At 67.7% G+C, this 25,651-nt stretch carries 26 protein-coding genes and 1 riboswitch (1 of these 27 cut by a window edge); of the genes, 12 read left to right on the top strand and 14 right to left on the bottom strand.

Features of this window, described 5'->3' with window-relative positions; translation table 11 throughout:
* Window positions 1–5: the beginning of a rubredoxin gene (locus LVB87_RS06750; protein WP_232900124.1), read on the bottom strand. The gene continues 187 nt to the left of window position 1, outside the view; 5 of the gene's 192 nt are visible here — the first part of the coding sequence; its start codon is at window positions 3–5; the stop codon falls past the left edge of the window.
* A gap of 84 nt (window positions 6–89) precedes the next feature.
* Here LVB87_RS06750 and thiE point away from each other — a divergent pair, with 84 nt between their 5' ends.
* Genes thiE through LVB87_RS06735 form a run of 3 tightly spaced genes read left to right on the top strand, consistent with a single transcriptional unit; the run spans window position 90 to window position 2,616 of the window.
* The gene (gene thiE / locus LVB87_RS06745) at window positions 90–722 is read left to right on the top strand and encodes a thiamine phosphate synthase (protein ID WP_232900123.1); all 633 of its coding nucleotides are present in this window, start codon (window positions 90–92) and stop codon (window positions 720–722) included.
* The gene (gene hemL / locus LVB87_RS06740; protein ID WP_232900122.1) at window positions 722–2,005 is read left to right on the top strand and encodes a glutamate-1-semialdehyde 2,1-aminomutase; all 1,284 of its coding nucleotides are present in this window, start codon (window positions 722–724) and stop codon (window positions 2,003–2,005) included. Before thiE ends, hemL begins: the two co-directional genes overlap by 1 nt.
* Window positions 2,002–2,616, top strand: coding sequence for an HAD family phosphatase (locus tag LVB87_RS06735; protein ID WP_232900121.1), 615 nt, complete (start codon window positions 2,002–2,004; stop codon window positions 2,614–2,616). Before hemL ends, LVB87_RS06735 begins: the two co-directional genes overlap by 4 nt.
* Window positions 2,617–2,620: 4 nt before the next feature.
* Here the strand turns inward: LVB87_RS06735 and LVB87_RS06730 are convergent, their stop codons facing one another.
* A complete protein-coding gene (locus tag LVB87_RS06730; RefSeq protein ID WP_232900120.1) occupies window positions 2,621–3,040 on the bottom strand; it encodes a VOC family protein in 420 nt (139 codons plus the stop codon).
* Window positions 3,037–3,855 carry an NAD(P)-dependent oxidoreductase gene (locus tag LVB87_RS06725; protein WP_232900119.1) on the bottom strand — a complete coding sequence of 273 codons (819 nt, stop codon included), beginning with the start codon at window positions 3,853–3,855 and terminating at the stop codon, window positions 3,037–3,039. Before LVB87_RS06725 ends, LVB87_RS06730 begins: the two co-directional genes overlap by 4 nt.
* 52 nt (window positions 3,856–3,907) lie before the next feature.
* On the opposite strand from LVB87_RS06725, the gene LVB87_RS06720 reads away from it, so the two are divergent.
* Entirely contained in the window at window positions 3,908–5,878 is a 1,971-nt protein-coding gene (locus tag LVB87_RS06720; protein WP_232900118.1) for a VTT domain-containing protein, read from the top strand.
* 10 nt (window positions 5,879–5,888) lie between these two features.
* Here LVB87_RS06720 and LVB87_RS06715 read toward each other — a convergent pair whose 3' ends face one another.
* The 3 genes from LVB87_RS06715 to LVB87_RS06705 all read right to left on the bottom strand — a co-directional run bounded on the left by LVB87_RS06715 (window position 5,889) and on the right by LVB87_RS06705 (window position 8,518).
* Window positions 5,889–6,407, bottom strand: coding sequence for an LON peptidase substrate-binding domain-containing protein (locus LVB87_RS06715; RefSeq protein ID WP_232900502.1), 519 nt, complete (start codon window positions 6,405–6,407; stop codon window positions 5,889–5,891).
* Between the two features lie 79 nt (window positions 6,408–6,486).
* Window positions 6,487–7,920 carry a Mur ligase family protein gene (locus LVB87_RS06710; protein WP_232900117.1) on the bottom strand — a complete coding sequence of 478 codons (1,434 nt, stop codon included), beginning with the start codon at window positions 7,918–7,920 and terminating at the stop codon, window positions 6,487–6,489.
* A gap of 19 nt (window positions 7,921–7,939) precedes the next feature.
* A complete protein-coding gene (locus tag LVB87_RS06705) occupies window positions 7,940–8,518 on the bottom strand; it encodes an adenylate kinase (RefSeq protein WP_232900116.1) in 579 nt (192 codons plus the stop codon).
* Between the two features lie 107 nt (window positions 8,519–8,625).
* Here LVB87_RS06705 and LVB87_RS06700 point away from each other — a divergent pair, with 107 nt between their 5' ends.
* The 3 genes from LVB87_RS06700 to LVB87_RS06690 all read left to right on the top strand — a co-directional run bounded on the left by LVB87_RS06700 (window position 8,626) and on the right by LVB87_RS06690 (window position 11,279).
* Window positions 8,626–9,882, top strand: coding sequence for a 6-phosphofructokinase (locus tag LVB87_RS06700; RefSeq protein WP_232900115.1), 1,257 nt, complete (start codon window positions 8,626–8,628; stop codon window positions 9,880–9,882).
* A gap of 113 nt (window positions 9,883–9,995) precedes the next feature.
* On the top strand, window positions 9,996–10,727 hold the full coding sequence (locus LVB87_RS06695; RefSeq protein ID WP_232900114.1) for a hypothetical protein: 732 nt from the start codon (window positions 9,996–9,998) through the stop codon (window positions 10,725–10,727).
* Between the two features lie 87 nt (window positions 10,728–10,814).
* Entirely contained in the window at window positions 10,815–11,279 is a 465-nt protein-coding gene (locus tag LVB87_RS06690; RefSeq protein WP_232900113.1) for a DUF2846 domain-containing protein, read from the top strand.
* A 25-nt stretch (window positions 11,280–11,304) separates the two neighbouring features.
* Here the strand turns inward: LVB87_RS06690 and LVB87_RS06685 are convergent, their stop codons facing one another.
* Window positions 11,305–11,820 (bottom strand): hypothetical protein, encoded by a 516-nt coding sequence (locus tag LVB87_RS06685; protein WP_232900112.1) that lies wholly within the window; start codon window positions 11,818–11,820, stop codon window positions 11,305–11,307.
* 182 nt (window positions 11,821–12,002) lie between these two features.
* On the opposite strand from LVB87_RS06685, the gene LVB87_RS06680 reads away from it, so the two are divergent.
* A complete protein-coding gene (locus LVB87_RS06680) occupies window positions 12,003–14,063 on the top strand; it encodes a sodium-translocating pyrophosphatase (RefSeq protein WP_232900111.1) in 2,061 nt (686 codons plus the stop codon).
* 59 nt (window positions 14,064–14,122) lie between these two features.
* Here LVB87_RS06680 and LVB87_RS06675 read toward each other — a convergent pair whose 3' ends face one another.
* On the bottom strand, window positions 14,123–14,419 hold the full coding sequence (locus tag LVB87_RS06675) for an antibiotic biosynthesis monooxygenase (RefSeq protein ID WP_232900110.1): 297 nt from the start codon (window positions 14,417–14,419) through the stop codon (window positions 14,123–14,125).
* A 102-nt stretch (window positions 14,420–14,521) separates the two neighbouring features.
* On the opposite strand from LVB87_RS06675, the gene LVB87_RS06670 reads away from it, so the two are divergent.
* Window positions 14,522–15,883, top strand: coding sequence for a nodulation protein NfeD (locus LVB87_RS06670; RefSeq protein ID WP_232900109.1), 1,362 nt, complete (start codon window positions 14,522–14,524; stop codon window positions 15,881–15,883).
* Window positions 15,884–15,904: 21 nt separating this feature from the next.
* Window positions 15,905–16,648 carry a slipin family protein gene (locus LVB87_RS06665; protein ID WP_343223415.1) on the top strand — a complete coding sequence of 248 codons (744 nt, stop codon included), beginning with the start codon at window positions 15,905–15,907 and terminating at the stop codon, window positions 16,646–16,648.
* On the opposite strand, the gene LVB87_RS06660 is transcribed toward LVB87_RS06665, so the two are convergent.
* Genes LVB87_RS06660 through LVB87_RS06650 form a run of 3 tightly spaced genes read right to left on the bottom strand, consistent with a single transcriptional unit; the run spans window position 16,645 to window position 18,145 of the window.
* Window positions 16,645–17,064 carry a DUF2231 domain-containing protein gene (locus LVB87_RS06660; RefSeq protein WP_232900108.1) on the bottom strand — a complete coding sequence of 140 codons (420 nt, stop codon included), beginning with the start codon at window positions 17,062–17,064 and terminating at the stop codon, window positions 16,645–16,647. The two genes, LVB87_RS06665 and LVB87_RS06660, sit on opposite strands and share 4 nt — an antisense overlap.
* The gene (locus LVB87_RS06655) at window positions 17,061–17,408 is read right to left on the bottom strand and encodes a hypothetical protein (protein WP_232900107.1); all 348 of its coding nucleotides are present in this window, start codon (window positions 17,406–17,408) and stop codon (window positions 17,061–17,063) included. The genes LVB87_RS06660 and LVB87_RS06655 overlap by 4 nt, the downstream gene beginning before the upstream one ends.
* A gap of 26 nt (window positions 17,409–17,434) precedes the next feature.
* Window positions 17,435–18,145: an RNA polymerase sigma factor gene (locus LVB87_RS06650; RefSeq protein WP_232900106.1), complete on the bottom strand. Its 711-nt coding sequence runs from the start codon at window positions 18,143–18,145 to the stop codon at window positions 17,435–17,437.
* Window positions 18,146–18,237: 92 nt separating this feature from the next.
* On the opposite strand from LVB87_RS06650, the gene ppa reads away from it, so the two are divergent.
* On the top strand, window positions 18,238–18,786 hold the full coding sequence (gene ppa / locus LVB87_RS06645; protein WP_232900105.1) for an inorganic diphosphatase: 549 nt from the start codon (window positions 18,238–18,240) through the stop codon (window positions 18,784–18,786).
* A gap of 28 nt (window positions 18,787–18,814) precedes the next feature.
* On the opposite strand, the gene LVB87_RS06640 is transcribed toward ppa, so the two are convergent.
* Both LVB87_RS06640 and thiC read right to left on the bottom strand, forming a co-directional pair.
* Window positions 18,815–19,489 (bottom strand): ion channel, encoded by a 675-nt coding sequence (locus LVB87_RS06640; RefSeq protein ID WP_232900104.1) that lies wholly within the window; start codon window positions 19,487–19,489, stop codon window positions 18,815–18,817.
* A 70-nt stretch (window positions 19,490–19,559) separates the two neighbouring features.
* Window positions 19,560–21,437 carry a phosphomethylpyrimidine synthase ThiC gene (gene thiC / locus LVB87_RS06635; protein ID WP_232900103.1) on the bottom strand — a complete coding sequence of 626 codons (1,878 nt, stop codon included), beginning with the start codon at window positions 21,435–21,437 and terminating at the stop codon, window positions 19,560–19,562.
* Between the two features lie 58 nt (window positions 21,438–21,495).
* A riboswitch (TPP riboswitch) is annotated at window positions 21,496–21,588 on the bottom strand.
* A gap of 61 nt (window positions 21,589–21,649) precedes the next feature.
* On the opposite strand from thiC, the gene LVB87_RS06630 reads away from it, so the two are divergent.
* Window positions 21,650–22,582, top strand: coding sequence for a homoserine kinase (locus LVB87_RS06630; RefSeq protein WP_232900102.1), 933 nt, complete (start codon window positions 21,650–21,652; stop codon window positions 22,580–22,582).
* On the opposite strand, the gene LVB87_RS06625 is transcribed toward LVB87_RS06630, so the two are convergent.
* Entirely contained in the window at window positions 22,540–25,650 is a 3,111-nt protein-coding gene (locus tag LVB87_RS06625) for an efflux RND transporter permease subunit (protein WP_232900101.1), read from the bottom strand. The genes LVB87_RS06630 and LVB87_RS06625 overlap by 43 nt on opposite strands.
* Window position 25,651 lies beyond the last annotated feature (1 nt).

Here is a 25,651-nt window from a genome sequence, read left to right as displayed (position 1 = left end):
GTCATGGGAATCGTAGAATGGGGGTTCGGCCAGGCCGGGCATTGTCCCACCCCCGGGCCGCCACTTGAAGCGCGCCATCCGGATTCCGCATGCACGGCCGTCAAGATCTCCGCGGGCTCTACCTCGTGACACCGGACGAACCGGACACGGCGCGCCTGCTCGCCCGCGTGAAGCCGCTGCTCCCCTTCACCGCGCTCCTGCAGCACCGCAACAAGCAGGCGAGCGATGCGCTGCGCCACGCACAAGCCGCCGAACTCGCGCAGGCCTGCCGCGACGCAGGCGTCCCGTTCATCGTGAATGACGACGCACGCATCGCCGCCGACGTGAAGGCCGACGGCGTCCACCTCGGCGAGCACGACGGCGCGATCGAAGCCGCGCGCGCCCTGCTCGGCGATGCCGCGATCATCGGCGTCTCCTGCTACGACGACGCAACGCGCGCCGAAAGCGCGGCCCGTGAAGGCGCGAATTACCTCGCCTTCGGCGCCTTTTTTCCCTCTTCCACCAAACCCAACGCACGCCGTGCCACGCCCGCGCTGCTGCACGAGGCCCGCCGCCTCGGCCTGCCACTGGTGGCGATCGGCGGCATCACGCCGGACAATGCGCGTCCCCTGATCGAAGCCGGTGCCGACCTCGTCGCCATCGTCTCGGGTGTCTTCGACGCCCCCGACCCTGTTGCCGCCGCGCGCCACTGCCGATCGCTGTTCGATTCCACGAGGCCCTGATGGACACCCGCCGCTCGCAAGACCTGTTTCGCCGCGCCCAATCGCTGATGCCCGGCGGCGTGAATTCACCCGTGCGCGCGTTCAAGTCGGTCGGCGGCGAACCCTTCTTCGTGCAGCGCGCGGAAGGCGCGCACCTGATCGATGTCGACGGTAACCGCTACATCGATTACGTCGGTTCGTGGGGCCCGATGATCGTCGGCCACAACCACCCTGCGGTGCTCGACGCCGTCATCGCCACCGCGCGCGACGGCCTGAGCTTCGGCACGCCGAATCCGCTGGAAGTGACGATGGCCGAAGCGATTTCGCGCATCGTGCCGAGCTGCGAAATGGTGCGCATGGTGAACTCCGGCACCGAAGCGACGCTGTCGGCGATCCGCCTCGCACGCGGCGCCACCGGCCGCGCGCGCATCGTCAAGTTCGAAGGCTGCTACCACGGCCACGGCGACAGTTTCCTGGTGAAGGCCGGCAGCGGCGCGCTCACCTTCGGCGTCCCGACCTCGCCCGGCGTGCCGAAGGCGCTCGCCGACCTCACGCTCACGCTGCCCTACAACGATTTCGACGCGGCCACCGCATTGTTCGACGAAACCGGCAGCGACATCGCGGGCCTGATCATCGAACCCGTCGTCGGCAACGCCAACTGCCTGCCGCCGCGCGACGGCTACCTGCAGCACCTGCGCGAACTCTGCACGCGCCACGGCGCGCTGCTGATCTTCGACGAGGTGATGACCGGCTTCCGCGTCGCCCTTGGTGGCGCGCAGGCGCGTTACGGCGTGACGCCCGACCTCAGCACCTTCGGCAAGATCATCGGCGGCGGCATGCCCGTCGGCGCCTATGGCGGCCGCGCGGACCTCATGCGCCAGATCGCGCCGAGCGGCCCGATCTACCAGGCCGGAACGCTGAGCGGCAATCCCGTGGCGATGGCCGCGGGCCTGAAGATGCTCGAACTGATCCAGGCGCCGGGCTTCCACGACGCGCTCGAAGCGAAGACGAACGCGCTCTGCGATGGCCTCGAAGCCGCCGCGCGCGAGGCGAAGATCGCCTTCACCACCACGCGCGTCGGCGCGATGTTCGGCCTGTTCTTCAGCGGCGAACAGGTGGATACCTACGCGCAGGCCGTCGCGTGCGACACGGCCGCGTTCAACCGTTTCTTCCACGCGATGCTCGAACGGGGCGTGTACCTCGCGCCTTCCGCGTTCGAAGCCGGCTTCATGTCCAGCGCGCACGACGACGCGATCATCGCGCAGACCCTCGAGGCGGCCCGCGCGGCCTTCCGGGTCTTGTGACCTCCACGTCGCCGACGCTGGTGCTGTTCGATCTCGACGGCGTGCTCGTCGAGTACGACCGCCCGCGGCGATTGCAGCATCTCGGCGACGCCGTCGGACGCACCGCCGACGAGGTCTACGAGGCCTTGTTCGGCAGCGGCCTGGAAGATCGCTACGACGCGGGCGAACTCTCCACCGACGTGTACCTCACCGAACTCGGCAGCCACCTGGGTTGCACCGTCGACCGCGCGACCTGGTCGGCCGCGCGCACTGCATCGATGACCTGCACCACCGAAACCTGCACGCGCATTGCGCGCCTGGCGCAGCGCGTGGAAGTCGGCGTGCTGACGAACAACGGCGTGCTGCTCGAAGCGCTGCTTCCCGACGCGCTACCCGGCCTGTTCCCGCTGCTGGAAGGCCGCGTGTTCTGCAGCGGCACGCTGCGCGCATCGAAGCCATCGCAGGACATCTACCGCATCACGATCGAGCGGCTCGGCCACGCGCCGCACCACACGCTCTTCCTCGACGACAACTTCGACAACGTGGAAGGCGCGCGTGCCGCGGGCTTGTTCGCCGAACACGTCGCGCACCCGGGCGCGTTCGACACGATCCTCGCCTGCTACGGGCTCTGACGCGTCACCAGACGCCGGTGTTGCCCATCGACGCCCACGGCTCCTGCGGCGGCAAATGGCCTTCCTGCAGCAGTTCGACCGACACCAGGTCGGGCGACCGCACGAACGCCATGTGCCCGTCGCGCGGCGGGCGGTTGATCGTGTAACCCATCGACTGCAGGTGCGCGCAGGTCGCGTAGATGTCCTTCACGCGAAACGCGAGGTGGCCGAAGTTGCGTGCGCTGCCGTAATCCTCGGTCGAATCCCAGTTCTGGGTGAGTTCGATCTCCGCCTCCGGCGTTTCGTCGGCGGCGAGGAAGACGAGCGTGTACTTGCCCTGCGGGTTGTCCATGCGGCGCGTTTCGCGCAGTCCCAGGCCGTCCTTGAAGAAGCGCAGCGTCGCGTCGAGGTCGTGCACGCGGATCATGGTGTGGAGGTATTTCACAGGAACAGGTCCGGTAGCGGGGTTTGCGAAGGATCGACGGCGTAGCGTGCGAGGTCGGTGATGCCGGCTTCGCGCAAGGCGTCTTCGTCGATGAAGAAGCGGCCATGCAGGCCTTTCGCGGGCCGCGAGAGGATCGCGTGCGCCGCATCCGCGACGATCTCCGGCTTGCGGCAGCGTGCGATGTCGATGCCCGGGATCATGTTCAGCGCGTCCGTCGCGATGATCGTGCGCGGCCACAGCGCGTTCACCGCCACGCCCTGCGGACCGAACTCGGCCGCGAGCCCGATCGTCGCGAAGCTCATGCCCATCTTCGCGAGCGTGTAGGCCGTGTGCGGGCCCCACCACTTCGGCTCCAGGCTCGGCGGTGGCGCCAGCGTCAGGATGTGGGGGTTCGAGGACTTCAGCAGGTGCGGCAGGCATGCCTGCGAACACAGGAAGGTGCCGCGTGCGTTGACCTCCTGCATCAGGTCGTAACGCTTCATCGGCGTGTCGAGCGTGCCGCGCAGCCAGATCGCACTCGCGTTGTTCACGAGGATGTCGATGCCACCGAAAGCGGACACCGTTTCCGCGACGGCGGCCTGCACCTGCTCCTCTTCACGGATGTCGCAGCGTAGGGCGAGGGCGCGGCCTCCCAAGGCTTCGACCTCGGCGGCCGCCGTATGGATGGTGCCGGGAAGCTTCGGGTTGGGGACGGCGGATTTCGCGGCGATCGCGACATTGGCGCCATCGGCCGCGGCGCGGCGCGCAATCGCAAGGCCGATGCCGCGCGATGCGCCGGTGACGAACAAGGTCCTGCCCGCGAGCGCGCCCGCCATGCCTGCCTCCTCGTGCAACGAAGGCGTGCATTGTGCTCCCTATAATCGGGGCATGCCCACCACCTGGTTCGACGGCACCATCGCCTGGATCACCGCGCACCCGCGCGCGGCCGGCTTGCTGATCCTGCTCATCGCCTTTTGCGATGCGCTCGCCGTCGTGGGCATCGTCGTGCCTGCGTTGCCGCTGTTGTTCGCCGTTGGCGTGCTCGTGGGCCTGGGCCACATCGACGGGCCTTACGCGGTGACGTGCGCCGCGCTCGGCGCATTCTTCGGCGACGGATTGAGTTACTGGATCGGCCATCGCTGGGGCCCGCAGATGCGCGGGCATTGGCCCTTCCGTCGCTACCCGCAATTGCTCGATCGCGGCGAGCGCGTGTTCAAGCGACATGGTGCGAAGGGTTTGCTGATCGCGCGTTTCGTCGGTGCGGTGCGTCCGTTCGTTCCCGCGATCGCCGGCATGCTGCGGATGCCGCTGCGTCGCTACCTGCCCATCAGCCTGTTCGCATGCGTGCTGTGGGCCGGAGCCTTCCTTGCGCCGGGTTGGATCTTCGGCAAGTCCTACGATGCGGTGGCCGCGGTCGCCGATCGCCTTGCGCTGGTGATGTGCGCGCTGCTCGCCGCGGTCGCGCTGGTGTGGGCGGCGGTGCTGTACACGTGGCGCTGGTTCGCGGGACACGCGGATCGATTGCTGGAACAAGCCCTGCGCTGGTCGCGCGAGCATCCGCGCCTGGGCCGTTACGCGGGCGCCGTGATCGATCCCAATCGCCCCGAATCGGCTTCGCTGCTGATCCTGGCCGCGGCCCTGTTCGTCATCGCGTGGGCCTGGGCGGCGTTGCTCGCCGCGTTGTGGGCCCGGGGCGGGCCGCTTGGCCTGGACCACCGCGTGCGCGATTTCATGACGGCCGTGCGCAACCCGCTCGCCGACCGGTTGATGGCGGGGTTCGACACCCTGGGCGACGCAGTCGTGCTCGGTCCCGCCGCAGCGGCCGCGCTGTTGTGGTTGTTGCTGCGCCGCCGCTGGACCGCCGCGGCGCACTGGCTCGCGGCGCTCGCGTTCGGCTTCGCACTGACGGGTGGCCTGCGCCTCCTGTTGCCGGAGCACGACGCCAACGCGTTCGGCATCCCCTCGCTCGAAGTGACGATGGCGACGATCGCCTTCGGTTTCTTCGCAGTGCTCATCGCGCGCGAACTGCCCGGGCGCGATCGCGCATGGCCGTACCTCGTCGGCGGCGCGCTGGTCACGCTGCTGGGCTTCGCCGAGTTGTACCTGGGCGCGCACTGGCTGAGCGACATCCTTGGCGGCATGTTGTTCGGCATCGCGTGGGTGTTGGTGCTCGGCATTGCCTATCGCCGGCACGTCGCGCGCTCGTTCTGGATGCGTCCGCTCGCGTTGGGGTTCTACGGCGTCTTCGCGATCGCTGCCGTATGGCATGCGCCGCGCGCAATCGAGCCCACGCTTGCCCGCTTCGCGCCGGAGCCTCCACCACGTTCGCTCACGATGGACGCCTGGTGGAACACCGATTGGACGCGCCTGCCCGCGCAACGCAACGAATCCGATCCGGGCCGGCGCTGGGCACTCGACGTGCAATACGCCGGGTCCGCCCTCGCCTTGCGCCAGCGCTTGCAGGACAAGGGGTGGCGCGTGCAACGGCAGGCGAACTGGGTCGAGATCCTCGGCCTGCTCGACGACAATCGCCCGTCCGAACGCCAACCGGTGCTGCCAGCAACGCTCGATGGCCGGCCGGAAGCGATGTTGCTGATCCGCCATGTCGGCCCGAACGACGCGCTCGCCCTGCGCTTGTGGCTCGCACCGAAGCAATTGCGCGACGGTGCGCCGCTCTGGATCGGCACGACGCAACGCTTGGCCTATTCGCGTCCGGTGAAGGTCTTCGGCATCTGGCGCCCCGTGGCGAACGACGGATCGGCGCATGCGCAGCTACGCAAGGACCTGCGCGGCATGACCGCGGTGGAAAGCGTGCATCCGGATTCCACGCTGCCGGTGCTGCGCGTGCGCGAACGCTAGGCGCGCACGCTCAGTCGATCCAGAGCAGCAACTTGTCGAGCCGCGCGTGCGGGTCGTCCATCTGCAGCAGGCATTGGCGTTGCGATTCCTGCAGCGGCAACAGCTCCGCGAGACGCCAGCCGACCCAGGCCGCGTCGTCGAAACGCGCGGGCGGCGCTTTCGACATCTCGCCGCCGATCTGCTCGACGATATGCTGCAGCACGATGCCCAGCGTGGCGTGCTCGGGCCGCAGTTCGTCGTCGGGATCGTGTTCGCACCAGTCCACGTCGGCGAGCAGCAAGCCGTTGTCGCGGACGTGCGTGGTGTCCACGCGGAAGCGCCGGCCGCCTCGGATGCGCAGGTGCAGCAAGCCGTCGGTGCCGGTCGTGAAGTCTTCGATGCGCGCCTGCGTGCCGTATTTCGCCGGCGTGGCAGGCACGCCCGTCTCGTCGCCGATCAGGATCAGGCAGACGCCGAAGCCGCGGGAGTCGTGCGAGCATTCGCTCACGAGATCGAGGTAGCGGCGTTCGAACACGCGCAGCGACAACATCGCGCCGGGAAGCAGCACGCTGTGGAGCGGGAACAAGCCCAAAGACTTGGGTTGGTGCAGCAACATCACTTCCTGGCGCTCAGCGCCCCTGCAGCGTGGCGAAGAAGCGGCGCGGCGCGCCGTCGAATCCGCCGTTGGACATGAAGACCACGTGGTCGCCCGCACGCACGCGCGTGCGCAGGGCTTCGATCAAGGCATCCGCATCCGGCGCCGTCACGCCTTCGCCGCGCAAGCCACCCACCACCTTGCCTGCGTCCCACGCCAGCTCCGGCCGATGCAGGAACACCACGACATCCGCGCCATCCAGCGAAGGCGCGAGCGCATCGGCATGCGCGCCCAGGCGCATCGAATTGCTGCGCGGCTCCATCGCCACGACGATGCGCGCATCGCCGACCTTCGCGCGCAAGCCTGCGAGCGTGGTGGCGATCGCCGTCGGGTGGTGCGCGAAATCGTCGTAGACGGTAATGCCGGCGGCTTCGCCGATCACTTCGAGGCGGCGCTTCACGCTGCGGAAGTTGGATAGCGAGGCCAGCACCGAGGCCGGATCCACGCCCACCGCATGCACGGCCGCCAATGCGGCCAGCGCGTTCATGACGTTGTGGCGGCCGAGCAAGGGCCAATGCACTTCACCGATGTCGCGGCCGGCGTGCACCACGACGAACGCGCTGCCGTCTTCCGACAACAGGCGCGCCGTCCAGTCGAACGCCGCGCGTGCCGCGCTCGCATCGTCGCCGCGATCGCCATGCAGTGCCGAAGGCGCCGAACGCGGCGCGAGGCTCGCATCGAGGCCGAAGGTTTCCACCGGCGTCCAGCACCCCATCGCGAGCACGTTCGCCAGGTGTTGGTCTTCGCCGTTGACGATCAGGCGTCCGCGACGCGGCACCGTGCGCACGAGATGGTGGAACTGGCGCTCGATCGCTTCGACGTCCGGGAAAATGTCCGCGTGGTCGAACTCGAGGTTGTTGAGGATCGCCACGGTCGGGCGGTAGTGCACGAACTTCGAGCGCTTGTCGAAGAACGCCGTGTCGTACTCGTCGGCCTCGACCACGAATTCGCGGCCCTTGCCGACGCGCGCCGACACGCCGAAATCCTCCGCCACGCCGCCGATCAGGAAGCCGGGCGTGCGGCCCGCCGATTCGAGCAGCCAGGTGAGGATGGTGGTCGTGGTGGTCTTGCCGTGCGTGCCGGCGACCGCGAGCGTTTCGCGCCCCGGCAGCACGCGTTCGCTCAACCACTGCGCGCCGGAGATGTAACGCCGGCCGTCGTCGAGCACCTGTTCGACCGCCGGATTGCCGCGCGAGAGCGCGTTGCCGACGATGATCTCGTCGCAATCGGGCGAGATGTGGTCGGGCGAATAGCCCTGCCGCAGCGCGATGCCGAGCTTCTCAAGCTGCGTGGACATCGGCGGATACACCGCCTGGTCGCTGCCTTCGACTTCATGGCCCAGCTCGCGCGCGAGCGCAGCGACGCCGCCCATGAAGGTGCCGGCGATGCCGAGGATGTGCACCTTCATGCCGTCTTTCCTGGTCGGGTCAGCCAACTTCCTTGACCGGCGCGATGGCTTCGAGGATGCGGGTGAACACTGCGTCGAGCGAGCCGACGCCGTCCACGACGGTGAGCTGCCCGTGCTGGCGGTAGTAATCGATGACCGGCGCGGTCGAAGCTTCGTACACCTGCAGGCGCTTGCGCACCGCATCGGGCGTGTCGTCGGCGCGGCCTTCTGCCTTCGCACGGCCGGCGATGCGTTCGACCAGCAACTCGGTCGGGCATTCCAGCTGCACGGCGTAATCGAAGGGCTGCTTCATGCGGCCCAGCAGGCCGTCGAGCGCGTCTGCCTGCGCGAGGTTGCGCGGATAGCCGTCGAGGATGAAACCGTTGCGGGTGTCCGGACGCGAGAAACGATCCTCGAGCATGCCGAGCAGGATCGCGTCGGAGACCAGCTCACCGCGCGCCATCACTTCCTTCGCTTCCAGGCCGAGCTTGCTGCCGGCCGCGACTTCCGCACGCAGCAGGTCGCCGGTGGAAATGTGCGGCACCTGCAGGTGCTCCTTCAGGCGGGCCGCCTGCGTGCCCTTGCCCGAACCGGGCGCGCCCAACAGAACCAATCGCATCCAGGACTCCCGATTTTCCTAATTCGATTCCGCGACGCGGTGCCCAACGGGCCCGGCGCTACACTCGGCGCAGCTTACCGCAACCCGACCCCCACCCACGACCTCACATGGCCAACGGAACCCTGCTTTACGCCCAGTCCGGCGGCGTCACCGCCGTCATCAACGCCACTGCGTCGGCGGTGATCCAGGCCGCCCGCGCCCGCAAGGTGAAGGTGCTCGCCGCGCGCAACGGGATCCTCGGGGCGCTGCGTGAAGAACTGATCGACACCTCGAAGGAGCCGCTGGCCGCGATCCGGGCCCTCGCCCATACGCCGGGCGGCGCCTTCGGCTCCTGCCGCGTGAAGCTCAAGTCGCTGGAAGCCGACCGCGCCCGCTACGAGCGGCTGCTGGCGGTGCTCAAGGCCCACGACGTGCGCTGGTTCCTCTACAACGGGGGCAACGACTCGGCCGACACCGCATTGAAGGTCTCGCGCCTGGCGCAGGAATTCGGCTACCCGCTGACCTGCATCGGCGTGCCGAAGACGATCGACAACGACCTGGCGGTCACCGACTGCTGCCCCGGCTTCGGCTCCGCCGCGAAGTACACGGCGGTGTCGATCCGCGAATGCGCGCTCGACGTGGCCGCGATGGCCGACACCTCGACGAAGGTCTTCGTCTACGAAGCGATGGGCCGCCACGCGGGCTGGCTTGCGGCCGCGGCGGGCCTTGCGGCGCAGGGCGAAGGCGATGCGCCGCACATCATCCTGTTCCCCGAGCGCCCCTACGTGGAGGCCGATTTCTTCGCGCGCGTGAAAGCGACCGTCGAGAAGGTCGGCTACTGCGTGGTCGTCGCGAGCGAGGGCATCCGCACCGCCGACGGCACCTTCGTGGCGGATGCGGGCGGTGGCAAGGATGCGTTCGGGCACACGCAGCTCGGCGGTGTCGCCTCGCACCTGGCCGGCCGCGTGAAGGACACGCTCGGCTACAAGGTGCATTGGACGCTGCCGGATTACCTGCAGCGCTCGGCGCGTCACATCGCCTCGAAGACCGACCTCGAACAGGCGCAGGCCGTCGGCAAGGCCGCGGTGGAGTACGCGATGAAGGGCATGAACGCCACGATGCCGGTGATCGTGCGCACGTCCGATGCGCCGTACCGCTGGAAGATCGCGCCGGCGAAACTCGAGGACATCGCGAACCACGAGAAGACGATGCCCAACAGCTTCCTGCGCAAGGACGGCTACGGGATCACCGCCGCGGCGCGCCGTTACCTGGAGCCGCTGATTCGTGGCGAATCGCCGCCGCCTTACGGGCGCGATGGCTTGCCGAAGTACGTCGTGCTCCGGAACGCCGCGGTCAAGAAGAAGCTGCCCGCGTTCGAGGGCTGACGCCCCGCACGAACGTTTCCGATTGACAGCACCGAACGCGCACCCGCGTAATTCCGGAGTGCCGCGGGGACGGCAGGCAAGGGAGTTCGATGCGCTCGAAAGGAATGACCGCGATGTTCGCGGCCGCAATGCTGTGCGCCGTGTCATCCAAGGCGCAGGCCGCCAATGCGGTGCCCGACCTGCACGGCAAGGCCATCGCGTTGGCCACCCGCGAGCCCGCCTGGATGGTGAACCCGTCTTACCGCACGGTGGCGGGTGGCGGGAGGGTGACGACCTACATGACCGGCGTCTTCTCCGAGTCGAACGTCTTCAATCCGACGCAAACGGTGCGGGACAACCTGGCCGCCCAGTTGCGGGACGTGTACGGGGCGATCCTGCTCCCGCCCGACGTCGAACCGACGAAATACAAGTGGCGCACCAAGCCGATCGCCAAGGCGCACCCCGACGCGGATTACGTCCTGGACGTGTTCAACGGCCTGTGGATCTACACGAAGTACCCCGACGACGACAGGCACGCGATGAGCGCGATCTTTTTTGGCGTGCGCCTGATCGATGTGCGTACGGGCAAGGCGGTCGTCGATCTCGGATGCCACGGATCGACCGAGGACAAGTACGCGCGTCCGACGCCGGCGCAGATGCTCGACAACGACGGCCAACTCGCGCGCGACTTCGCGATGTTCATCGCGTGGGATTGCGTCTCGGTCCTGGCGGCCGACTTCGGCATGCCGGTGCAAGCGCTTCCCGCGAAGCCCGACAGGTACGTCACGAATCCGCTGACCTTCCTGCTCCCGGAACGGCTACGCGCGCCGCCGACCACGGCCGAGCCGGTCGAGGCAACGAAGTAGCCGCGAACAGCCGGTTCACTTGGCGTCAGGGAACGGAGCGCTAGGCTCCCGTCGCCATATCCGGCCAGAACACGGAGAGTCACCGCCATGCGCAAGTTCCTTGCGAGCAGTGCGTTTGCGATGTTGGTTGCGGCGAGCCTCCCGCTCGCTGCGCAGAACGTGAAGATCGAACGCGAGGGCGAGGCGTTCAAGGAAGCCACGCAGCAGGCCCTCACGGCCGAAGCGGTGGAGGATGCGATCGGCAAGGCGCCGTCGGGCAAGTCGCAGATCGTGTTCTTCCGTTCGGCGTCCTCGCCGGGCGACGCGGTGTCGGTGCGCGATGCCGCCGGCGGCGATCCGCTCGTCTCGCTCGACCCGGGCATGTACTTCGTGGTCACCACGGCGGCCGGTTCGCATTCGTATGCGACCACCGATACCGGGCCGTTCCCGATGGACCTCGAACCGGGCCGCACGTACTACGTGCAGACGGTCCGCAACAAGAAGGGCTCGACGCAACTGCTGCGTTCCAGCGCCGACAAGTTCCAGCGCGCCGCCAACGCGACGACGAAGTAACCCCGCTGCATTCCGTGCGCGCCGATCACGGCGCGCACGCTTTTCCTTCCAGCGCCATCGCCACCGCGAACATCGGCACCGCCGGCGCGGCTTGCGCGGCGGCCTTCGCATCCTTCAGGTACAGGCGCGAGCGGCCCTGCGGGTCGAGCGCGGGCGGCGCGCCGGTCGCCGGCTTCCGCCACACGCGCACCACGGCTTCCTGCGACGGGCAGGCCGCACTCGGCACGCGGATCAGGTCGTTGAAGATCCAACCATCCTTGGCATTCGGCTTGACCTTCGTTGCGTCGACGACGCGGGCGCGCGGCTGGCAATTCGGACTCGTGCGCGACAGCGTGAACTTGTAGGGGTCCGCGGCCTGCCCGGTGAACACGCCTTCGATGCGTGCGCAGCCTTCCGGGATCGTGCGCAGCGTGTGCGCCTGCCCGACGGCTTGCGGCTTCGAGGCCTCGCGCGTGATTTCGGGCTTGGGGTCCTGCGCCGCGAGGGCGAGGCCGGCGGGCAGGACCGCGATCGACGCAATCAGGGGAACCAGGCGGCGCATGGGCGCTCCACATGAATCGGGACGGCGGCAGGCTGCCATGCGAGGACTGAACAAGGGCTCACGACGCAGCGCGCGAAAGCTGTGCGATAGTCGGGCCGTTGCCGCCCTTGCACCACGTTCCATGCCGCGGCGCAACAAATCCTCGCGTCACCGTCGTCCCTAATGTCACCCTGGGGGGGTTCATGCTGGAGCAGTACGGTTTGATCATGGCGCTCGTCTGCGCCTTCATCGCGATTCTCTACGGGCTTTGGTCCGCGTCCTGGATCAACAGTCGTCCCGCCGGCAACGAACGCATGCAGGAGATCGCCGGCGCGATCCAGGAAGGCGCGCGCGCCTACCTCAATCGCCAGTACTCGACGATCGCCATCGCGGGCGTCGTGTTGTTCTTCGTCATCGGCTTCGCACTCACGTGGCATGCGGCGATCGGCTTCCTGATCGGCGCGGTGCTGTCGGGTGCGGCGGGCTACATCGGCATGAACGTGTCGGTGCGCGCCAACGTGCGCACCGCCGAAGCCGCGCGCTCGGGCATCGGCCCGGCGATGGACGTCGCGTTCCGCGGCGGTGCCATCACCGGCATGCTGGTCGTCGGCCTCGGCCTGCTCGGCGTCGCGGGTTACTACCTCGCGCTGCTGAAGATGGGCGTGGAAGGCGAACAGGCGCTGCATGCGCTCGTCGGCCTGGCCTTCGGTTCTTCGCTGATCTCGATCTTCGCGCGTCTCGGCGGCGGCATCTTCACCAAGGGCGCCGACGTCGGCGCGGACCTGGTGGGCAAGGTCGAAGCCGGCATTCCGGAAGACGATCCGCGCAATCCCGCGGTGATCGCGGACAACGTCGGCGACAACGTCGGCGACTGCGCGGGCATGGCGGCGGACCTGTTCGAAACCTACGCGGTCACCGTGATCGCCACGATGCTGCTCGGCGGCCTGATGGCGACCGAAGCGGGCCCGAACGCGGTGCTCTACCCGCTCGTGCTCGGCGGCGCGTCGATCATCGCGTCGATCATCGGTGCGTTCTTCGTGAAGGTGAAGGCCGGCGGCTCGATCATGGGCGCGCTTTATCGCGGCGTGATCGTCTCGGCCGTGCTGGCTGCCATTGCGTTCTACCCGATCACCACGCAGCTGATGTCGCAGTCGCAGTACGGCGCGATGAACCTGTACTGGTGCGCGCTGATCGGCCTGGCGCTGACCGGTGCGATCGTGTGGATCACCGAGTACTACACGGGCACGCAGTTCAAGCCGGTGCGCCACGTCGCGCAGGCTTCGACGACCGGCCACGGCACCAACATCATCGCGGGCCTCGGCGTGTCGATGAAGTCCACGGCGCTGCCGGTCATCGCGGTGTGCGTGGCGATCTGGCTGGCGTTCCACTTCGGCGGCCTGTACGGCATCGCGACTGCCGCGACGGCGATGTTGTCGATGGCGGGCATGATCGTCGCGCTCGACGCCTACGGTCCGATCACCGACAACGCGGGTGGCATCGCCGAGATGGCGGACCTTCCGCCGGAAGTGCGCGGCGTCACCGATCCGCTCGACGCGGTCGGCAACACGACGAAGGCGGTGACGAAGGGTTACGCGATCGGCTCGGCCGCACTCGCCGCGCTCGTGCTGTTCGCCGACTACACGCACAACCTCAACACCGCCGGTGCTGCGCAGGCCGCGGGTGCGGGCATGGCCTTCGAACCGTTCCGCTTCGACCTCTCCGACCACATGGTGATCATCGGCCTGCTCATCGGCGGCCTGATCCCCTACCTGTTCGGCGCGATGGCGATGGAAGCGGTGGGTCGCGCGGCCGGTGCGGTGGTGGAGGAAGTGCGCCGCCAGTTCCGCGACATCCCGGGGATCATGCAGGGCACCGGCAAGCCGCAGTACGACAAGGCGGTGGACATGCTGACCAAGTCGGCGATCAAGGAAATGATCGTGCCTTCGCTGCTGCCTGTTGCCGTTCCCGTCGTCGTCGGCCTGCTGCTCGGTCCGAAGGCGCTCGGCGGCGTGCTGATCGGCACCATCGTCACCGGCCTGTTCGTCGCGATCTCGATGACGACCGGCGGCGGCGCGTGGGACAACGCCAAGAAGTACATCGAGGACGGCAATTTCGGTGGCAAGGGTTCGGAAGCGCACAAGGCCGCCGTCACCGGCGACACCGTGGGCGATCCCTACAAGGACACCGCCGGCCCGGCCGTCAATCCGCTGATCAAGATCATCAACATCGTGGCGCTGCTGCTGGTGCCGCTGATCGTGCGCTGATCGCAACACACGTTCGAAACGCAACGGCGGCCTTCGGGTCGCCGTTGTCGTTTGCGGGATCAGTGTTTCGAAGCGAGCAGGTCGATGCGGTCGATCTGCGGCGGCGACGCCAGCAGGCGATCGGCGTTGTTCATCAGCGCCTTCGCGATCTCGCCCTGCAGGTGGGCCTGGCGGCCGTTCTCGTCGTCGAAGGTATCGAAGATGCCGAAGCTCGCCGGCCCGGTGCGGAAGGCATACCAGGTACGCGTCTGCGCTTCCTGTTCGGCCAGCGGCAGTGCGCCGCCAAGCAGCGTGGCAACTTCCTGCTCCTTTCCGGGCTTGGCTTCCAGCTTCGCCAGCAAACCGTACTTGACCATGGCCGAGGCTCCTTCGTTGCGCGGAACCCCGGACGCTAGCAGGCACCGCGTTAACAACGCTTGGCGCTAACTGTCGCTGTCCGGATCCTGCCGAGGTTGGGCATGCGACCGATTCGATCCGCCTGCTGGCTCGTCCTTGCGCTGCTGCTTGCATCGGTGGCGCCGGCGGCGAACCCGACCGTTCCAACGGCACCGCACCCGGTGCTGCTGCTGGAACTGCAGGGCGCGATCGGCCCCGCGAGCCGTGAATACGTCGAGCGGGGCCTGGCGCGCGCCGCGGCGGAAGGTGCGCCGGCCGTCGTGCTGCGCATCGACACGCCGGGCGGATTGGACGCCGCAACGCGCGACATCAACCAGGCGATCCTCGCCTCGCCGGTGCCCGTCATTGGTTGGGTCGGACCGCAGGGCGCACGCGCCGCGAGCGCAGGCACCTACATCCTCTACGCCTGCCATCTCGCTGCGATGGCGCCCGCGACATCCGTGGGTGCGGCAACGCCCGTGTCGATCGGTGGGGGCGACCTGCCTTCGACCGAACCTGCGAACAAGGACACGAAGCCCGACGACACCGCGCACCCCGCGTCCGGCTCGACGATGGAGCGCAAGGTGACCAACGATGCGATCGCCTACCTGCACGCCTTGGCCGAATGGCGAGGACGCGACTTGGCCTTCGCCGATTCCGCGGTGCGCGATGCCGCCACGCTCAGTGCGAACCAGGCCGTGGCGCGCCACGTCGCCGATTACATCGCGCGCGATGCGGACGAAGTGTTGCGCAATGCCGACGGACGCAGCGTCAGGATGCGCAGTGGCGTCGTGACGTTGCACACCGCCGGCGCGCAGGTGACGCGCTTCGTCCCCGACCTGCGCAACCGCCTGCTGGCCGCGATCACCGAGCCGACGGTGGCGTACCTGTTTTTGCTGATCGGTTTGTACGGACTGATGTTCGAAGGCTTCAACCCGGGCGTGCTGTTCCCGGGCGTGATCGGCGGCATCAGCCTGCTGCTGGGGTTGTACGCGCTGCAGTTGCTGCCCGTGAACTACGTGGGCGTCGCGCTGATCGCGCTCGGCGTCGGGCTGATGGCGGCGGAATTCATGATGCCCAGCTTCGGTTCGCTTGGCGTGGGCGGCGTTGCGTCGCTCGTCGCAGGCTCGTTGTTGCTCTTCGACACGCGCACGCCGGAGTTCGCCGTCTCGCGCCAACTGATCTTCGGCATCGCGGTCGCGAGCGCGGCGGCGTTCATGGGCCTGGTGTGGCTCGCGGCGCGCGCACGCAGACGCCCCGTGGTCACTGGCATCGAGGAACTGATCGGACAAGTGGCCATCGCCCTCGCCGATTTCCATGGACGCGGCCAGGTGCGCATCCGCGGCGAAATCTGGCAGGCGCAATCCAGCGCGCCGGTGCGCGGCGGCCAATCCGTGCGCGTGCAGGCGCTCGACGGCCTCGTCCTGACCGTGACACCGATCTGACCCAGCCAAAGGAGGCTGGCCATGAACATGATCCTCTCGTTCCCGCTGATCCTGCTCGTCTTCGTGCTGATCGTGGCGTCGGTCAAGATCCTGCGCGAGTACGAACGCGCCGTGGTGTTCCAGCTCGGTCGCTTCTGGAAAGTGAAGGGCCCGGGCTTGTTCATCCTCATTCCGATCGTGCAGCAGATGGTGCGCGTGGACCTGCGCACCATCGTGATGGACGTGCCCTCGCAGGACCTGATCTCGCACGACAACGTGTCGGTGAAGGTCAATGCAGTCGTCTACTTCCGCGTCGTCGAGCCGCAGAAGGCGATCATCAACGTCGAACACTTCTACGAGGCCACGAGCCAGCTCGCGCAGACGACACTGCGCTCCGTGCTGGGCCAGCACGACCTGGACGAAATGCTGGCCGAACGCGAGAAGCTCAACCACGACATCCGCACGATCCTCGATACGCAGACCGACGCGTGGGGCATCAAGGTCGCCAACGTGGAGATCAAGCACGTCGACATCAACGAAGTGATGGTGCGCGCCATCGCACGCCAGGCCGAAGCCGAACGCCTGCGCCGCGCCAAGGTCATCCACGCCGAAGGCGAGCGGCAGGCAGCCGAAGCGCTCGTCGAAGCGGCGCGCCTGCTGGGCGCCGATCCGCGCGCGATCCAGTTGCGTTACCTGCAGACCCTGACCGAGATCGCCGGCGAGAAGAGTTCGACGATCGTCTTCCCCTTGCCGATCGATGTCCTGCAGTCGCTCACTAAAAGCTAGCGACCTTCGACGTTCACGCCGTGGCGGTACACCAGCTGCCCGCCCTGCCATCCTGCCGCGCCCAGCAGCAGGAATCCGACGACGCTCGCCGCGATCGCGGGCATCGTCGGCGATTGCAGGCCATGTTCGTGATAGCGCAGCACGAGGCTGGCGCCGTACGCCAGCCACGCACCGGAGACGAGCGCCACGTGGCGCGTGACGTATTTCGTCGCAGGACTGTCCGCCGGCACCTGCATGAAATCGAGCAGGCCGGCGGCGACGGTGACCAGCGCCGTGAGATTGCCGACCACATGCAACGGTCCCGCGTAACGCCACGCCGCATCGCCCCACCACAGGCCGGCGACGTCCGCGAACGTCGCCAGCGACCAGGTCGCGATCGGAAAGTGCACCACCGCCGGGTGCAGCGGATGCTTCACGCCGCGAGCACCGCGCTGAGCAGCACGAGGAAACCGGTGACGGCCAGGCCCGCGTGCAGCAACACGACGGCCTTCGGCGGCAAGGTCTTCCGACCGTGCAGCGCCGCGAGATAGAACCCGCCGAGCGCCGCGACGACAAGCAGTCCAAGCGCGCCGACGACGCGTCCGGCGGCATTCCCCTGCAGCACCTGCAGGAGCAACAGCACCAGGCCCGTCGCACCGAGCAATGCATGCAGGATGGAGACCGCCCACGGCGCGAACTTCCCGCGCAGCACGTGCGACGCAAGAACGAGGCCGCCGAGGGCGGCGATGGCGAAGATGATGAGTGCGTAAGTCGTGTACATGGACGTTCCCCGTGTGTTGGATCGAATCAAACTTCGTCGCGCACCTGCGCCGCGATGCGCGCAAGCACGGTGTGGGTCATGCGGTCGCAGCGAGCGCCGAGGAACGGGAACGCTTCGGTCACCGTGGTGGCGAGCGTGTCGTGCAAGGCCGCGCGCAACATCCGTCGCGCGCGATGCAGCCGCGTCTTCACGGTCTCGGGCTTGAGTCCCAGGCACGCGGCCGTCTCCTCGACGCTGCATTCCTCGATTTCGCGCATCACGAACACGAGGCGGAAGGGTTCGGGCAAGTCGTCGACCGCGCCTTCGAGCAGGCGCCGGATCTGGCCGCGCGCCGCGTCGGCCGCGGGGTCTTCGCTGCCGAATCGAGAGGGGAATGCGATCACGCGGCCTCCTTCGCGCTGGAGCGTTTCGATCTGGTCGAGCTCGACCGTGGGCTTGCGCGACCGCAAGCGGCCGTTGGCCTCGTTCAGCACGATCCGGGTGAGCCAGGTCGTCAGGGCCGCCTCGCCGCGGAACTCGGAGAGGTGCTCGAAGGCATTCACGTAGGCCTCCTGCACCACGTCCTCGGCCTCTGCGTCGTCGTGCACCACGCTGCGCGCCACGCGGAACAGCCGACGGTTACAGCGCTGCATGACCTGGCGGAATGCCTCGCGACGGCCCGCCCGGGCCAGGGCCACGAGGGTGGTGTCGTCGAGCGCGGCGTAATCGATCAGTGCCCGGGGATCCTGTCCGGCCATGCGTTTCCTCCTGCAATACCCATCCGATGCACGAGTGCGCGGCAGGTTCCCGCCTATAATCCGCGCCCTCCCCCTCCCCTGCCACGAGAATCATGGGCCTGGACCTCGTCCCCACCGGCAAGAACCCGCCGGACGAAATCAACGTCATCATCGAAATCCCCAAGGACGCCGAGCCGGTCAAGTACGAGGTCGACAAGGCCTCGGGCGCCATCTTCGTCGACCGCGTGCTCTCCACGCCGATGCGCTACCCCTGCAACTACGGCTACGTCCCCCACACGCTGTGCGGCGACGGCGACCCGGCCGACGTGCTGGTGCTGATGCCGCTGCAGCTGATCCCCGGTTCGGTGATCCGCGTGCGCCCCGTCGGCGTGCTGCGCATGAGCGACGAGGCGGGCAGCGACGAGAAGATCCTCGCCGTGCCGGTCACCAAGGTGTACCCGGGGTACGCACACATCGAAGGCCTCAACGACGTCCCGCAGCATTGGCGCGACCGCATCGCCTACTTCTTCGAGCACTACAAGGACCTGGAAGTCGGCAAGTGGGTGAAGCTCGACGGCTGGGGCGACGTGAACGAGGCGAAGCAGATCCTCGTCGAGTCGATCACGCGCTACAACGCTTCGGAAGAGAAGCCGAACTTCTGATCGTGGGCCGGGCAGTTCCGCTGCCCGGCTATTTTTTCTGCACGATCGTCAGCCCGATCAACCGCGACACCACCGTCGCGATGTACCCCACGCCTGCGATCTGCTCGAGCATCGTGAGCACGCGCGCAGGGGGAGAAACGGGAAGCACGTCGCCGAGCCCCGTCGCCGACAGGTTGCTCACGCTGTAGAACAGCAATTCGAGCCACGTGCGTTCGCGCTCGGGTTCCAGGCCCGTGAAGCTGCCCGGATACCACACCTGGCACACGAAGTAGGCGTACGCGAAGCCCCACGCCAGCAGCGTGAACGTCGCAGCCGCCGCGAACAGTTCGTCGGCGTGCACGTTCGTGTCGCGCATCATGTACATGATCAGCCCGCCCGCTGCGTAGAAGTACAGCAGCGCTTCGAGCGAAGCCGCCAGGGGCAGCAGGGCCATGTTGTCGGCGACCACCACCCACACCGTGAGCACCAGGGACGGCACGGCGAGCAACCAGGCAAAGATGTTGAGCGCGGGACTGCGGTTCACCGCCCACACCGCCAAGGGCACGACCACCACGGCGACGCCACCGAAGAGCATGCGCCCTTCGGAGGTCTGGTCCATCAGGGGATAGAGCAGCAGGCTGAGCAGCTGCGCCGCCAGCAGGAAGGCGGAGGGGTGGCGGCGAAATACCCTGCGCCAGAGCGTCGGCTTCATGATCGCGTGCATCGCGCGATCTTACCCATCGGCGTGTAGGCGGCGTATTGCCCCGAAGGACAATGGCGCCGCCCCGCGGGGATCACTCTGCGCGGTACACCTCGGCCCCAGCCGCACGGAACTCGTCGGCCTTCTCCGCCAGCCCCGCTTCGATCGCCTTCGTCTCGTCGACGCCATGCTCGGCCGCGTAGTCGCGCACGTCCTGGGTGATCTTCATCGAACAGAAGTGCGGTCCGCACATCGAGCAGAAGTGCGCGAGCTTGTGCGCGTCCTTCGGCAGGGTCTCGTCGTGGAATTCCTTCGCCTTCTCCGGATCGAGGCCGAGGTGGAACTGGTCTTCCCAACGGAACTCGAAGCGCGCCTTGCTCAGCGCGTTGTCGCGCACCTGCGCACCCGGGTGGCCCTTGGCGAGATCCGCGGCGTGCGCGGCGATCTTGTAGGCCATGATGCCGTCGCGCACATCTTCGCGATCCGGCAGGCCGAGGTGCTCCTTCGGCGTGACGTAGCAGAGCATCGCCGTGCCGAACCAACCGATCATCGCCGCGCCGATCGCGCTGGTGATGTGGTCGTAGCCCGGCGCGATGTCGGTGGTCAGCGGGCCCAGCGTGTAGAACGGCGCCTCACCGCATTCGGCGAGCTGCTTGTCCATGTTTTCCTTGATCAGCTGCATCGGCACGTGGCCGGGGCCTTCGATCATGGTCTGCACGTCGTGCTTCCATGCGATCTTGGTCAGCTCGCCCAGCGTTTCGAGTTCGCCGAACTGCGCCGCGTCGTTCGCGTCGGCGATGCAGCCCGGGCGCAGGCCGTCGCCCAGCGAGAAGGCCACGTCGTAGGCCTTCATGATGTCGCAGATGTCTTCGAAGTGCGTGTAGAGGAAGTTTTCCTTGTGGTGCGCCAGGCACCACTTGGCGAGGATCGAACCCCCGCGCGAGACGATGCCGGTCACGCGCTTGGCTGTCAGCGGCACGTAGCGCAGCAGCACGCCGGCGTGGATGGTGAAGTAGTCGACGCCTTGCTCGGCCTGTTCGATGAGCGTGTCGCGGAAGATCTCCCACGTGAGTTCTTCGGCGCGGCCGTCCACTTTTTCCAGCGCCTGGTAGATCGGCACCGTGCCGATCGGCACCGGCGAGTTGCGCACGATCCATTCGCGCGTTTCGTGGATGTGCTTGCCAGTGGACAGGTCCATCACCGTGTCGCCGCCCCAGCGGATCGCCCACACGAGCTTCTCCACTTCCTCCGCGATCCCCGACGACACGGCGCTGTTGCCGATGTTCGCGTTGATCTTGGTGAGGAAGTTGCGGCCGATGATCATCGGCTCGCTTTCGGGATGGTTGATGTTGTTGGGCAGGATCGCGCGACCGCGCGCGATCTCGTCGCGCACGAACTCGGGCGTGATGCGGCCCTGGATCGCCGCACCGAAGGATTGGCCCGCATGTTGCGAAAGCAGGCCGGCATCGCGCATCGCTTCGATGCGCTGGTTCTCGCGGATGGCGACGAACTCCATTTCCGGCGTGACGATGCCGCGGCGCGCGTAGTGCATCTGCGTGACGTTGGCGCCGGCGCGTGCGCGGCGCGGCAGCATGCGCGCGGGGAAGCGCACGGCGGCCAGGCGCGGATCGTGTTCGCGCGCGCGGCCGAAGTCGGAGGTCAGCGACGGCAGCGCTTCGGTATCGCCGCGTTCTTCGATCCAACGCGCGCGCAACGGCGCAAGGCCGGCGGCCAGGTCGATGTGCACGTTCGGATCGGTGTACGGGCCCGAGGTGTCATAGACGGTGATGGCCGGGTTGTCCTCACCGCCGAACAGGGTCGGCGTGCGCTGCTGCGCGATCTCGCGCATCGGCACGCGCAGGTCCTCGCGCGATCCGGTCACGAAGATCTTGGTGGAACCGGGGATCGGGCGGACGACGCTTTCGGACAGGCGCTGCGTGTCGCGGATCAGGTCGGAGGGCACGGCATTCATTGGCGTTCGTCCACGTGGGGGCTGGCCCTGGGGGCCGGGACGAAGCGGGCGACGGACCCTGGGTCCGGCGAAGGCTCCCTACGGCGGTCTCAACCGCGTCAGGTTCGAAGGGACTGTCTCAACCGGTCGCCCGGTACCCCCGCTTCGGCGCGTATTCCACCACGGCGCGGCCCGCAGGGCCAATAATGCGCCCCCGCCCCCCGCATTCACGCATGCCCATGCCGCTCCAGACGAGTGCTTCCGCTCCCGCCGGCGTCGGCAATATCGGCGTGGGCTTCGACCTGCTGGGGCATTCGATCGCCGGCCTGCGCGACCGCGCAACGGTGCGGCGCATCGAGGCGCCCGAAGTGCGCGTGGTGGCGGTGCGCGGCACGGGCGACGTGTCGATGATTCCCTTCGACACCGAACGCAACACGGCGGGACGCGCGGTGCGCGCGTTGCAGGAAGGGCTGAAGCTCGCGCATGGCTTCGAAGTCGAACTCGACAAGGGCATTCCGATCGGCGCCGGACTCGGCGGTTCCGCGGCCTCGTGCGTCGCGGCACTGGTCGCGGCGAACGCGTTGCTCGATGCGCCGCTGACGCGCGAGGCGCTGTATCCCTTCGCGATGGAAGGCGAGTACGCCTCCAGCCGCAGCCACCAGGGCGACAACGTGGGGCCGATGCTGATTGGTGGCGTGGTGCTGGCCACTGCGACGCGCCTGGTGCCGCTGCATGTTCCCGCGGCCTTGCATTGCGTCGTCGTGCATCCGGACCAGGTGCTGGAAACGCAGCGTTCGCGCGAAGCGTTGACCGCGCCCTACCCGCTCTCCACCGTCGTGGCGCACAGCGCGCGGCTCGCGCAGTTCCTGCTCGGCCTGGAACGCGGGGACATCGCGCTCATCCGCGATGGCTTGCAGGACGTGCTGGTCGAACCACGACGTGCGCCCTTGGTGCCTGGCTTTACGCAGGTGAAGCAAGCCGCGATGGACGCCGGTGCGCTGGGCGCCAGCCTGTCCGGCGCAGGACCGAGCGTCTTCGCGTGGTTCGCGTCGGAAGGTGAGGCGACGCGCGCCGCGCCGGCGATGCAGGCTGCATTCGCCGACGCGGGATTCGATTCGCGCGCTTACGTCTCGCCGGTCGCGGGACCCAGGGCCGAAGTCGACTGATCCTCCTGCGCGGGCACCGGCGCGGGTTCATCGCGCTTCACGCGGAACCACGCCGCATACAACGCGGGCAGGAACAACAAGGTCAGCGCGGTCGCGACGATCAGGCCGCCCATGATCGCCACCGCCATCGGCCCGAAGAACGCCGAACGCGACAGCGGGATCATCGCGAGCACCGCCGCCAGCGCGGTCAGCACGATCGGACGGAAGCGCCGCACCGTGGCCTCGATGATTGCGTTCCAGCGATCGTTGCCGTGGCGGATGTCCTGTTCGATCTGGTCCACCAGGATCACCGAGTTGCGCATGATCATGCCCGCCAACGCAATCGTGCCCAGCATCGCGACGAAGCCGAAGGGCACGCGGAACACGAGCAGGAACAGCGTCACGCCGATCATGCCGAGCGGCGCGGTGAGCAGCACCAGCGCCGTGCGGGAGAAGCTGCGCAACTGCAGCATCAGCAAGGTCACCACCACGAACAGGAACAGCGGCAGGCCCGCCGTGATGGAGTTCTGCCCGCGCGCGGAGTCTTCGACGGTGCCGCCGGTTTCCAGCAGATACCCTTCCGGAAGCGCGGTCCGGATGCCTTCGAGCGTCGGCAGGATCTGCGCCACCACCGTGGGCGGCGTGAGCTCGTTGCTGATGTCCGCACGCACGGTCACGGTGGGCAGGCGATCGCGATGCCAGATGATCCCGTCCTCGAACACATAGCGCAGCGTGGCGACCTGCGATAGCGGCACCGTCTCGCCCTTCGAGGTCGGCACGGCCAGGCTGCCAAGCAGGTCCAGGCGCGTGCGTTCGTCGTTGGTCCCGCGCAGCAGCATTTCGATCAGCTCGTTGCCTTCGCGATACGTGCTCACGTGCAGGCCCGACAGCGAGCCCGACAGGAAGCGCGACAACTGCTGCGTGCTCACGCCCAGCGCGCGCGCACGATCCTGGTCGATCTCCAGGCGCACGACCTTGCTCGGCTCATCCCAGTCGAGGTTCACGTTGGCGACGTTCGGATTCGCGCGCACCTTCGCTTCGACCTGCTTGGCGATCTCGCGCACGCGATCGATGTGCTCGCCCGAGACGCGGAACTGCACCGGATACCCGACCGGCGGGCCGTTCTCCAGGCGCGTCACGCGCAGTTGCAACGACGGGAACGTGGGCGCGACTTCGTCGATCAGCCAGCGCCGCACGGCCTCGCGCGATTCGGTGTCGTGCGCGCGCACGACGAACTGCGCGAAGTTCGCGGCCGGCAACTGCTGGTCGAGCGGCAGGTAGAAGCGCGGCGACCCCGTACCGACATACGCGACGTAGTTGTCGATGCCCTCGCGCTTGGCGAGCAGCTTCTCCAGCTTCTCCGCCTGCGTTTCCGTCGAGCGCAGCGACGAGCCTTCCGCCAGTTCCATGTCGACCATCAGCTCCGGTCGCGTGGAATCGGGGAAGAACTGCTGCGGCACGAAACGGAACAACATCAACGCGGCCACGAACGCAGCGGCCGTGAGCGCGATGACCGTCTTGCGGCGCCGCAGGCACCAGTCGAGCAGGCGGCGGAAGCGCTGGAAGAACGGCGTGGCGAACGGGTCGGCGCCCCCATGCTTCGCGTGCAGGTCGGGCAGCATGCGATCGCCCAGGTAGGGAATGAACAGCACCGCCGCGAACCACGACACGACCAGCGCAATGGTGACCACCTGGAACAGCGAACGCGTGTATTCGCCCGTGCCCGACGCCGCCGTGGCGATCGGCAGGAAGCCCGCCGCGGTGACCAGCGTGCCGGTGAGCATCGGAAAGGCCGTGCTCTCCCACGCGAAGCTCGCCGCCTTCAGGCGCGAGAAGCCCTGCTCCATCTTGATGGCCATCATCTCCACCGCGATGATCGCGTCGTCGACGAGCAGGCCGAGGGCGAGCACCAGCGCGCCGAGTGAAATCTTGTGCAGGCCGATGTCGAAGTAGTGCATGACCGCGAAGGTCATCGCGAGCACGAGCGGAATCGAGACGGCCACCACGAGGCCCGTGCGGAAGCCCAGCGAGAAGAAGCTCACCAGCAGGACGATCGCCACGGCTTCGGCGAGCACCTTGACGAACTCGCCCACCGACTCGCGCACCGCGTGCGGCTGGTCGGAGACCTTGCGTAGTTCCATGCCCGCAGGCAGCGTCTTCTGCAGGCGCGCGAATTCCTTCTCCAGTGTCTGGCCCAGGCGGATGATGTCGCCGCCGTCCTTCATCGCCACCGCGATGCCGATGGCGTCGTCGCCCATGAAGCGCATGCGTGGTGCCGCCGGATCGGAGAAGCCGCGCTTGATCGTGGCCACGTCGGCGACACGGAACGTGCGGTCGCCCACGCGGATCGGGAAGTTGCGGATCTCGTCCACCGAACGCAGCGCGCCCGTGACGCGGATCTGCACGCGGTCGGTCCCGGTTTCGAAGAAGCCCGCCGGCACCACCGCGTTCTGTTCCGACAGCGCCTGCTGCACGGCCGAGAGCGGGATGCCCAGCGTGGCGAGCTTGGTGTTGGACAGCTCGATGAATATCTTTTCGTCCTGCAAGCCGACGAGTTCGACCTTGCCGACGTCCGGGATGCGCTGCAGCTCGAGTTCCACGCGCTCTGCGTAGTCCTTCATCACCGCATAGTCGAAGCCCTTGCCGGTGAGCGCGTAGATGTTGCCGAAGGTGTCGCCGAATTCATCGTTGAAGAACGGCCCGATCGTGCCTTCCGGCAGCGTCTGCTGGATGTCGCCGATCTTCTTGCGCACCTGGTACCACAGCTCGGGGATCTCGCTGGCGGGCAGCGAGTCGCGCGCCATGAAGATCACCTGCGACTCGCCCACGCGCGAGTAAGAACGGATGAACTCGTACTTGCCCGTGGTCATCAGCGCCTTCTCGACGCGCTCGGTGACCTGGCGCGAGACTTCCTCCGCGGTCGCGCCCGGCCACACCGTGCGCACGACCATCGCCTTGAAGGTGAACGGCGGATCCTCGGATTGACCGAGGTTGCGATAACTCATGATGCCGAGCAACGCGAGCACGACCATCGCGTAGACGACGAGCGTGCGATTGCGCAGCGCCCATTCGGACAGGTTGAATCGCATG

This window comes from Lysobacter sp. KIS68-7 (assembly GCF_021284745.1).
In the GTDB taxonomy this organism is placed as follows: domain Bacteria; phylum Pseudomonadota; class Gammaproteobacteria; order Xanthomonadales; family Xanthomonadaceae; genus Noviluteimonas.
Note: the sequence above shows the minus strand (reverse complement) of the source record. Positions and strands in the feature narration are given on the sequence as shown.